This is a genomic window from Mycobacterium sp. (assembly GCF_019247615.1).
GTDB lineage: Bacteria > Actinomycetota > Actinomycetes > Mycobacteriales > Mycobacteriaceae > Mycobacterium.
In genome coordinates this window covers 1-9,902 of sequence record NZ_JAFBAT010000113.1, presented here as the reverse complement: position 1 = coordinate 9,902, position 9,902 = coordinate 1, and the positions used below count along the sequence as shown (strand labels likewise).

The window sequence follows — 9,902 nt, the reverse complement described above, 5'->3', positions numbered from 1 at the left end:
GCGCCGGCGAGCGCGACCAAGTGCAACGCGACTTCGTCGCCGCCACCGGCGCCAACCTGGTCACCGTCGATGCGGCGGATAGCTTCCTGCAGGCGTTGTCGGGCGTGCACAATCCCGAGGGCAAGCGCAAGATCATCGGTCGACAGTTCATCCGGGCCTTCGAGGGCGCGGTGCGAGACATCGTGGGAGACACCGACTCTCGGGTCGAGTTTCTGGTGCAGGGCACGCTGTATCCGGACGTGGTGGAGTCCGGTGGAGGCAGCGGCACCGCGAACATCAAGAGCCACCACAATGTCGGCGGCCTGCCCGGCGACCTGAAGTTCAAACTCGTCGAGCCGCTGCGGTTACTGTTCAAGGACGAGGTGCGCGCCGTTGGGCGGGAGTTGGGACTGCCGGAGGAAATCGTTGCGCGCCAACCCTTTCCGGGGCCGGGGCTGGGCATCCGGATCGTCGGCGAGGTTACCGCGCAGCGGTTGGACACGCTGCGGCGGGCCGACTCGATCGCGCGTGAGGAACTCACGGCGGCCGGTTTGGACAACCAGATCTGGCAGTGCCCGGTGGTGCTGCTGGCCGACGTCCGCTCGGTGGGGGTGCAGGGCGATAACCGCACCTATGGGCACCCGATCGTGCTGCGGCCGGTGTCCAGCGAGGACGCCATGACCGCCGACTGGACACGGGTGCCCTACGAGGTGCTGGAGCGCATTTCGACCCGGATCACCAACGAGGTGCCCGAGGTCAACCGCGTGGTGCTGGACATCACGAGCAAGCCACCCGGCACCATCGAATGGGAGTAGGCCCTCGCTGAGGCGAGTGTGCGGGCAGCCGCGAAACACCACCAAATCAACACCATCAGCCACACCAGCACCGATCGCATAAAGCAGCCTCTCACGTTTCTTGACGGTTGTCGGAGGCCGGGTGTTTACTGCAGATAAGTCGAACATACATTCGAAAACAGCGATCCTGGGAGGCGGCGATGACTGCGGCTTTGGCCTCCGAACACCGCCCAAAAAGCCGCGCTGAACAGCTTGAATCGCTGCGCCGCCGAATGGCTCAAATGTCCGGGAAGATGTCCGGGACAGGCGCCGCCGCCGAGGCCCTCCTGCCGGAATCGGAATCCCAGCTTGCGCTACCGCAGTGGCTTGCGGAATCGCTGGCGGTGCCGTTGCCGCGGGGCTCCGTGGTGATGCTGTCGGGCGCCCGGTCGCTGCTGTTGAGCATGGTGGCCGCCGTAACGGCCGCCGGGGGCAACGTCGCCATCGTCGGCCAACCGGACATCTGCCTGCTGGCCGCCGTGGAGATGGGGGCGGATCTGAGCCGGCTCGCGGTGATACCGGATCCAGGAACCGATCCGGTGGAGGTGGCCGCGGTGCTCATTGATGGCATGGATCTTGTGGTGCTCGGCCTGGGCGGGCGTCGGGTGCCGCACACACGTGCGCGGGCGGTGGTGGCGAGGGCTCGCAACAAGAGGTGCACCCTGCTGGTCACCGACGGCGATTGGCAGGGGGCGCCGACGCGGCTCGCGGCCCGGGTCTGCGGCTATGAGATCACCCCGGGATGTCGGGGGGTGCCCGCCCCGGGATTCGGGCGGATCGGCAGGGTGCGGCTGCAGGTCAGCGGGGTGTGCGCGGGCAGGCGGGTGATCGGCCGGGCGCGAGCCGGGTGAATTCGGGTGTCTGGTTCCCGGGCGCTGGCGATTTGGTGCATGGACTGGCCCGCGGTCGCGGCGGCGGCGGCGGCGAACCTGCCCGTGACGGCCCCGATCGCGGTCACTTTGGCCAATCGAGTGATCGCCTGCTCGCCGGCCGCCCGAGCGGCGGGGGTGCGACGGGGGCTGCGGCGCCGGGAGGCGGCGGCCCGTTGTCCGCAACTGCACGTCGCGACGGCCGATGCCGACCGCGACGCCCGCTTCTTCGAAGGGGTGATCGCCGCGGTGGACGATCTGGTGCCCCGCGCCGAGGTGCTGCGGCCCGGGCTCCTGGTGTTGCCGATGCGCGGGGCGGCCCGCTATTTCGGATCGGAGGACAAGGCCGCCGAGCGGCTGATCGACGCGGTGGCGGTGAGTTCGGTGGCGGGCGCCGAATGTCAGGTCGGGATCGCCGACCAGTTGGCCACCGCGGTCTTTGCCGCCCGCGCCGGCCGGGTCGTGGAGCCAGGAGGTGATGCGAGGTTTCTGTCGGTGCTGTCGATACGGCAGCTGGCCACCGAGCCGAGCCTGTCCGGTCCGGGGCGCGAAGAGCTGGTGGATCTGTTGTGGCGGATGGGAATCCGGACCATCGGGCAGTTCGCCGCGTTGTCCGGAACCGACGTGGCCTCCCGATTCGGCGCCGACGGGGTGACCGCGCACCGGTTGGCCCGCGGCGAACCCGAGCGGGGACCGTCAGGGCGGGAGCCTCCGCCGGAGCTGGAGGCCGTGCTGGACTGCGATCCGCCGATCGACCGGGTCGATGCCGCAGCGTTCGCCGGACGCTCGTTGGCCGGCGCGCTGCACCAGACGCTGATGGCCGCCGGAGTGGGCTGTACTCGGCTGGCCATTCACGCCGTCACCGCCAACGGCGAAGAGCTGCAACGGGTGTGGCGGTGTGCCGAACCATTGACCGAGGACGCCACCGCCGACCGGGTCCGTTGGCAGCTGGACGGGTGGTTGAGCAACCGAACGGCTCGTAGCCCCGGGCCTACCGCACCGGTGACGCTGTTGCGCCTGCAGGCGGTGGAGGTGGTGTCCGCCGAGGCGCTGCAGTTGCCGCTATGGGGCGGCCTGGGTGAAGAGGATAGGCTGCGGGCCCGTCGGGCCCTGCTGCGAGTGCAGGGGCTGCTCGGTCCGGAGGCGGTGCGGGTGCCGGTGCTCTCCGGCGGCCGCGGACCCGCCGAACGCATCACGCTGACCCCCTTGGGTGACGAACCGGTACCACAGGCCGACCCGGGTCCGCCGTGGCCCGGGCAACTGCCGGAGCCTTCGCCTGCCGTTTTGCTGGACGAGTCGGTGGAACTCCTTGATGCCCAAGGAAATCCGGTGAGGGTGACCAGCCGGGGAATGTTCTCGGCGGATCCTTCGCGACTGATCGTGCACGGTAGCGATGAGCCGCTGTGCTGGTGGGCCGGACCCTGGCCGGTTGACGAGCGGTGGTGGGATAACCGCCCGGTGGCCGGTCAAGGTGCAAGCCGCACCGCCCGCGCCCAGGTCTTGCTGGAGGGCCAGCGAGCGTTTCTGCTGTGCTATCGCCAGCGGCGCTGGTATCTCGAGGGCAGCTACGAGTAGCCGGCGAGCCGGCGTGCGAACCGCGCGACTCGCTCGATGTACCGGTCGAAGAACGCCGAAGCGTCCACGTCCGTGCCGATCAGCGCATTGGCTTTTCGATCGCCCGACCAGTCTGGGACGGTCACGCCCCGGGTGCGCGTGTCGGCCAGCTCGATGTCCACCGTGGCAGCCCGGGTCGACACCAGCCGCGGATCCAGCGCCACCGCGGCGGCCAGCGGATCATGCATGAAGGCGACATACCCGTGCCCGCGGTCCCGGTGGGACTCGAAGTAGAACCGCATCGCATCCTCGATCATCGGGATCAACGGGGACGGGCCGGCCGAGGCCGCGAGCTCGGCCAGGATCTCCGGCGTCATCGCGACGCGCCGGGTCAGGTCCAGGCCGCAGACGATCGGAAGTTGTTGCTGCCCTGCCCAGCCCGCAAATATCTCGGCGGCCGCCTCGGGATCCACCCGGATGTTCCATTCGGCCAGCGGGTCGACCCCAATGCCCGCGTCCCCGAAGGACCCGCCCATGATCACCAGCCGTCGCAGCAGCGTCGGCAGCGCCGGTTCGGCGCGCAGCGCAAGCGCCAGGTTGGTCAGCGGACCGGTGACCAGACCAATCAGATCCCCGGGATGGGAGCGCGCGGCGGACACCCAGGCCTCGGTCGCGTCGTAGCCGGTGAGCCGCCGGTCGGTGCGGGGCAGGGCGGCATAGCCCAAGCCCTCGGGACCGTGGAACTTCGAGCGATGGGGCCATCGGCCGCGCAGCGGATCATCGGCTCCTTTGGACACGGGGATGCCTGGCGCTCGGCACAATTCGAGCAACCCAAGGTTGTTTGCGCAGACCTGCTCCACGCGGATGTTTCCGCCCGTCGACGCGATGCCGACGACCTCGGCGTCGGGGCTGGCCAGCAGATATATCAGGGACATCGCGTCGTCGATGCCGGTGTCGACATCGACGAAGACGCGGTTCACCGCGGCAACGATACGTCAGGGCCAGGCCGACGCGAAGGTGATGACCAGGACGTCACGCTGAGCCGGGCCGGAGCCATCGATCGGCCGGATCGGTGAGACGGCGTGCAGGGTGCGCCGGTCGTCGCCCAGCATCAACGTCCCCGGCTCGGCGAGCGTGGTCGCCAGCAGTTGCCGCCCTTCGAGGTCACACACCGTGCTCTCGCCGCCGATGGCGTTGCGCCGCCCGACCAGCAGCGAGGTGACCAGCGTGACGCCGTCGCGGTGCAAGCCCTCGGGGGTCGGGCGACCGTCCCCGTCCGTGCGCGATCGGATGCGGAACGGGTGCACCTTGACGTTCCAGTCGGTCACATCGTCCAGGGTGTCGGCCACCCGGGCGAGCAGCCTGATCACCTTGTGCAGCAGCGGATCCCCGGCGAACGCGTCGGTCAGGAGTTCGAACTCGCGGTCCTTGCCGATGTAGAGCGGGTTGGAGTCCTCCGGCTGCACGAACGCCAGCCGGGGCATGGGGCGAAGCACGCCGTCACGCAGTGAGTACTGGCCGTAGCGACGCATCCGCTGCACCCCGAGCTCAGCCGCGTAGGGGTCCGGCGCCAGATGCTGCCAGTGCCGGGCGAACCGTGTCCATTCCTCCCGGCCCACTTCGAGGCTTCGCGTCACATCGAACGCCGTCATCACGGCGACGCCAGTGGTGGTGAGGAGCTGTGCCGCCGCGGTCACCGGGTCGGCGTGCGTCCGCTCGTCGCAAAGGATCCGGGTCATCGCGCCGGAATACCGCATTTGCGTTTGGCCGAAACGTCTACCAATGAACTCCGGGCACGAGGCGCACCAGCCGTTTGACCGGTCCTGGTGTGCGGATGGGTGTGCGGACGCCGCTGACCGCGCGCAGGGGGCGCGACGGCCTGCGTCTGGGCGCGCGGCCCTTAACCGGCTCCGGCGAAAGCCCGCGCGCCGCCGGCGAATCCGGATAGCCGAGATACAGCTGATGCAGGATTCGCCGAGACGTCCTCGGCGCGAAGTAGTTGCCGGCTTCGGCGAGTGTCCCCAGTGGCGTGTCGATGCGCGGGGGCTTCTCGACGAGCCCGCGGACCACCATGGCCGCGGCGCGTTCGGCGCTGATCGCCGGCAGCGCGTTGAGCCGTTGTGACGGCGCGATCATGGGTGTGGCGACCAGTGGCATGTGGATGTTGGTGAACGTGATGTGGTCGGACAACGTCTCGGACGCGACGACGTCGGCGAACGCATCCAGCGCGGCCTTGCTCGGCAGGTACGAGCTGTACTTGGGATTGCGCGCCTGCACGCCGGCGCTGGACACGTTGACGACGTGACCGAAGCGGCGGTCGCGCCAGTGCGGCAACAACGCCAGCACCATCCGCACGGCGCCGAAGTAGTTGACCGCCATCACGCGTTCGTAGTCGTGTAGTCGCTCGGTGGAATTGGCTACCGAGCGGCGAATCGAGCGGCCGGCGTTGTTCACCAGGTAGTCGACGTGGTCGAAGCGGCCCAGGATGTCCTTGATGGTGTGCTCGACCGATGCGGAGTCGGTGACGTCGCAGGTGAATGCGTGCGCCTGCCCGCCCTTGGCACGAATCTCGGCGACCAGCTGATCCAGCGCGTCGGCGTTGCGGGCTAGCGCGAACACGGTCGCCCCGCGCTCGGCGACGGCGATGGCCGATGCGCGCCCGATGCCGCTGGAGGCGCCGGTGATGATGACGTGCCGGCCCCGCAGAGGTCCGTCCGGATCGTCGCGACGCGCCCGGCCCGGGTCGAGGTGCTCGGCCCAGTACCGCCACAGCGCGGGCGCGTAACCGGCGAATTCGGGGACTTCACGAACACCATTGTTGCGCAAGACTTTTCGGGTGTCATCGCTGATGAAGGTGGCCTTGAGGTCGACGAGGTCGAAGATCTCGGCGGGAATTCCCAGCTGGGTGGCAGCCATGTCTCGCAGCAGCCTGGCACGCCCGCGCGCCTTGAGCACCGGCGCGGCCACCGAGCTGGGCAGCGACCCGCGCACCGGCGGCAGCCCGGCCGCCCTGGCGACACCTCGGTAAATGCCGCGCAGCCCAATAGATTTCGGTGCCGTGAGGTGGAACGTTCGCCCATTCAAACCCGCATCGCAGCCCTCAGCGTGCATCAGTGCCACCAGCGCGTCGACGACGTAGTCGACCGGGACGATGTTGGTTCGTCCCGCGTCCGGCAGCAGGATCGGAGTCAACCTGGGCAATGCGGCCAACGCCGACAGTATCCCGAAGAAGTAGTACGGCCCGTCCACCTTGTCCATCTCTCCGGTGCGCGAATCGCCCACCACCACCCCCGGGCGGTAGATGCGATGGCGCAATCCGGGCGCCGATCGCACCAGCGACTCGGCCTCGAACTTCATCTGGTGATACGCGGTCGGCAGCCGCTGCCCGACGTCGAAATGATCCTCGGTGTAATCACCGGGGAAGTCGCCCGCCACGGCGATCGACGACAGGTGGTGCAACGTGGCGTCCAACCGCCGCGCGAGTTCGATCACCGCCCGGGTGGCTGCAATTTCGGCGACGGTCGTCGTACTTTGCTCCGGCTCGCCGGCAGTGATGTCGTAGATCGCCGCGCAGTGCACCACATGGTCGATGCGACCGAGTTCGGACAGCGTCTCCTCGGTCAGCGCAAGTTCCGGTAGTTCGCCGCCGAGGACCTTCGCGCGTTCGCCCCACTCGGTGGCGAGGCGTTCGAAGCGTCCCAGCGACTGGCGCCGGACCAGCACCCAGACCTGTGCGTCCGGCCCGGTTTCGAGCAGACGGGAGACGACGCGGCGACCAATAAACCCGGTACCGCCGGTAACGACATACCGCATGCAGTCATCGTGGCGGCACAGGGCGCGCACGTCAACAGGCTGTCGCCACCATCGACGTCCGAACTCAGCCGGAGAAGTTGCTGATGCCGTCCCATTCCACCAGCGTCCAGCCCGTCATGGGATTTCCGGTGATCACCACGCGGCCGGTGTTGGGCAGCGGATGACTGGTCGCCAGGCTGTCCTTGGCATTCGTGACGTTCATCAGCGTCCAGTACTCGATGGCGTACAGATGCGAGAACACCACCGGGTTGCTGTGGCCGCTGTCGTAGATCTTCTGAACCGCGGCGGTGAATCGGTCGTTGAACTCCTTGCCGTTGACCGATCCCGGAATGCTGTCCTGCCTGTCGCTCTTGAGCCAGTCCGCCGGCGCCAGCAGGTACGTCGAGGAGGCCGTCGAGACCGGCTTGCCCTCAAACCAGCCCGCGTTGATCTCCTGAATGCCTGGCAGCACCTCGACTTGCTTGTGCAGTTCGGCGGCCATCGGGGCGGCGGTTTGCTGGGCGCGCGCCATCGTGGAGGCGTAGACGGCGTCGAAGTTGTTGTGAGCTTGGTGGGCAAGTCGTTCGGCCTGCTCCTTGCCCGCCGGGCTCAGGCCGGGACCCGGGACCGAGGTGTCGATGACCCCGCTCGCGTTCGCCTCCGACTCGGCATGTCGGATGAATGTCAGCGTGATGCTGCGCGGCTGCGATGAGCCGCCGCCACAAGCAGCCAGGATTACCGTTGCGGCGAGCACCGCCGCCGCTTTCCAGATCATGCTGCGCTTGCGCATGGCGATAGCCTGCCCTGCCGAGGGCGTCGGTGGGAAGGGTTTGGCATGTTTGGGATGGTTGGGTGCCGAGAAAACGCGTGAAAGGACTCCTTTATGGCCATTGATCCGAGCGCCGTCGGTGCGACGACGGAGCCGATGCTGTTCGAATGGACGGACCGCGAAACGCTGCTGTACGCGCTCGGCGTCGGTTGCGGAACCCAGGATCTGTCGTTCACGACGGAGAACAGTCACGGCATCACGCAGCAGGTGCTGCCCACTTACGCGGTGATCTGCTGCCCCGCATTCGGCGCGGCCGGCAAGGTCGGAACATTCAACTGGGCCATGCTTTTACACGGGTCGCAGGGCATCCGGCTGCATGCGCCGCTGCCGCCGGCGGGGAAGCTGTCGGTGGTCTCCGAGGTCGTCGACATCCAGGACAAGGGCCAGGGCAAGAACGCGATCATCATGCTGCGCGGGCGTGGCACCGACCTGGACTCCGGAGAGCTGATCGCCGAGACGCTCACCACGCTGGTCATCCGCGGCGAGGGCGGATTCGGGGGAGCGCCGGGTCAGCGGCCGACCGCACCCGAATTTCCGGACCGCGAGCCCGACGCCCGGATACCGCTGCCGACGCGCGAGGACCAGGCGCTGATCTATCGGTTGTCCGGCGACCGCAACCCCCTGCACAGCGATCCCTGGTTCGCCCGGGAGCTGGCCGGCTTTCCCAAGCCGATCCTGCACGGGCTGTGCACGTACGGGGTTTCGGGACGGGCGCTGGTCGCCGAGCTCGGTAAGGGCGCGGCCGCCAACGTCACGTCGATCGAATCGCGGTTCACGTCCCCCGTGTTTCCCGGCGAGACCCTGACGACGCTGATCTGGCGCACCGAGCCGGGCAAGGCGGTGTTCCGCACGGAAGCGTCGGGGGCTGATGGCGCCGACACACGGGTGGTGCTGGACGACGGCGCGGTCGAGTACGCGGGCTAGCGCGTGCTTCATCGTCGCGCCGACGACGCGCAGGCCCCGTTGCCGACAGGCCCGGCAAACTGATAGCTCCATCGATTACCCGCCAGGTAATGAATCAGGCGCCGAGCCGCCGCGCCAGCCGCCCGGTGAACTCCGCGACCTGTGCCGGACTCTCGAGCGCAAACCGCGCGGCGGTGGCACGATCACCATCTTCGTTGTGCCGCACGAGAATTGGGATACCGTCTTGCCCCACAGCGTCGAACGCATCCTCATCGGTGATGTCGTCGCCGAGATAGGTCGGCACGAGCGCGCCTGATTCGGCCGCACTCAAATGCTCGATCACCCACCGAAGGGTCTTTCCCTTGTCCCAGTCCAGGTCGGGGCGCAGCTCGATGACCTCGCGGCCCGTCGTCACCCTGAGCGCGTCGCGTTGCCCCGCCGCACGCACCGCCGCGGCCACCTCAGCGACGCGATCACGCGCGGCGTTGCGGTAATGCACCGCTACGCCGAATCGCTTGTGCTCCACGACAACTCCGGGTACCGACCCCAGCCGGTCGCGAAGTTCGGCGGCCGCCTGCTCGAGGACCGGTATGGCCGCCGCCGCCTCTTCGTTTTGACGATGTGTCCCGTCGGGAGCGGTCAGTTCGAAACCGTGGCTGCCGGCATACCAAATGCCGGGCACGCCGAGACGCTTTGTCACATCGGCGAGGTCCCGGCCGGACAACACGGCGACCGGGCACCGTGCGGCCAACTCCTGCAGCGCCTCGACCGCACCGGCGACGGGCCGGGCCGCGCCCGGATCGTTGACGATGTCCGACAGCGTGCCGTCGAAGTCGTAGAACACGGCCGGCCCCCGTGCGGCCAGGGATGCCACCGCCTCCATGGCGTCGGGCAGCTCCGACATCCTGCGGTCGCCGGTTCGCACGTTGACCTCGCCCGGATCGGCGACCACCGCGTCGGCGCCCGAGCGCTCCGGCTCGTCGCCGTCGACCGCGACGACCAAAGCGAAGCCGCCGGCGCGCGCGGCCCGAACGCCGGACGCATCCGCGGCAATCACGGCGCACCGTCCAGGGCGAACCGACAGCCCGTCGGCCGCCGCAATCAGGGCGTCACGGACATCCTCTCCGCTCGACGAGAAAGCCC

Annotated in this window: 9 protein-coding genes; 4 read left to right on the top strand and 5 right to left on the bottom strand. The window is 68.6% G+C overall.

Features of this window, described 5'->3' with window-relative positions:
• The 3 genes from guaA to JO059_RS07880 form a co-directional block, all read left to right on the top strand.
• A partial coding sequence (guaA, locus tag JO059_RS07890) for a glutamine-hydrolyzing GMP synthase (protein ID WP_293315538.1) occupies positions 1 to 794 on the top strand: 794 nt, incomplete at its 5' end.
• Positions 795 to 973: 179 nt separating this feature from the next.
• A complete protein-coding gene (locus tag JO059_RS07885; RefSeq protein ID WP_293315537.1) occupies positions 974 to 1,663 on the top strand; it encodes a hypothetical protein in 690 nt (229 codons plus the stop codon).
• 39 nt (positions 1,664 to 1,702) lie between these two features.
• Entirely contained in the window at positions 1,703 to 3,256 is a 1,554-nt protein-coding gene (locus tag JO059_RS07880; protein WP_293315539.1) for a DNA polymerase Y family protein, read from the top strand.
• On the opposite strand, the gene JO059_RS07875 is transcribed toward JO059_RS07880, so the two are convergent.
• The 4 genes from JO059_RS07875 to JO059_RS07860 form a co-directional block, all read right to left on the bottom strand.
• A complete protein-coding gene (locus JO059_RS07875; RefSeq protein WP_293315536.1) occupies positions 3,247 to 4,215 on the bottom strand; it encodes a nucleoside hydrolase in 969 nt (322 codons plus the stop codon). The genes JO059_RS07880 and JO059_RS07875 overlap by 10 nt on opposite strands.
• Before the next feature lie 15 nt (positions 4,216 to 4,230).
• A complete protein-coding gene (locus tag JO059_RS07870) occupies positions 4,231 to 4,974 on the bottom strand; it encodes a 2OG-Fe dioxygenase family protein (protein WP_293315535.1) in 744 nt (247 codons plus the stop codon).
• A gap of 37 nt (positions 4,975 to 5,011) precedes the next feature.
• Positions 5,012 to 7,048 carry an SDR family oxidoreductase gene (locus JO059_RS07865; RefSeq protein ID WP_293315534.1) on the bottom strand — a complete coding sequence of 679 codons (2,037 nt, stop codon included), beginning with the start codon at positions 7,046 to 7,048 and terminating at the stop codon, positions 5,012 to 5,014.
• A 64-nt stretch (positions 7,049 to 7,112) separates the two neighbouring features.
• Complete coding sequence (locus JO059_RS07860) at positions 7,113 to 7,817, bottom strand: histidine phosphatase family protein (RefSeq protein ID WP_293315533.1); 705 nt, start codon at positions 7,815 to 7,817, stop codon at positions 7,113 to 7,115.
• A 93-nt stretch (positions 7,818 to 7,910) separates the two neighbouring features.
• On the opposite strand from JO059_RS07860, the gene JO059_RS07855 reads away from it, so the two are divergent.
• A complete protein-coding gene (locus tag JO059_RS07855) occupies positions 7,911 to 8,780 on the top strand; it encodes a MaoC family dehydratase (protein ID WP_293315532.1) in 870 nt (289 codons plus the stop codon).
• A gap of 94 nt (positions 8,781 to 8,874) precedes the next feature.
• Here JO059_RS07855 and otsB read toward each other — a convergent pair.
• The coding region (gene otsB, locus JO059_RS07850) for a trehalose-phosphatase (protein WP_293315531.1) at positions 8,875 to 9,902 on the bottom strand (1,028 nt) is incomplete at its 5' end.

Coding starts and splice junctions, on each gene's coding strand:
- JO059_RS07880 (WP_293315539.1), top strand. CDS start 1,703: ATGGACTGGCCCGCGGTCGCGGCGGCGGCGGCGGCGAACCTGCCCGTG.
- JO059_RS07855 (WP_293315532.1), top strand. CDS start 7,911: ATGGCCATTGATCCGAGCGCCGTCGGTGCGACGACGGAGCCGATGCTG.
- JO059_RS07885 (WP_293315537.1), top strand. CDS start 974: ATGACTGCGGCTTTGGCCTCCGAACACCGCCCAAAAAGCCGCGCTGAA.
- JO059_RS07870 (WP_293315535.1), bottom strand. CDS start 4,974: ATGACCCGGATCCTTTGCGACGAGCGGACGCACGCCGACCCGGTGACC.
- JO059_RS07865 (WP_293315534.1), bottom strand. CDS start 7,048: ATGCGGTATGTCGTTACCGGCGGTACCGGGTTTATTGGTCGCCGCGTC.
- JO059_RS07860 (WP_293315533.1), bottom strand. CDS start 7,817: ATGCGCAAGCGCAGCATGATCTGGAAAGCGGCGGCGGTGCTCGCCGCA.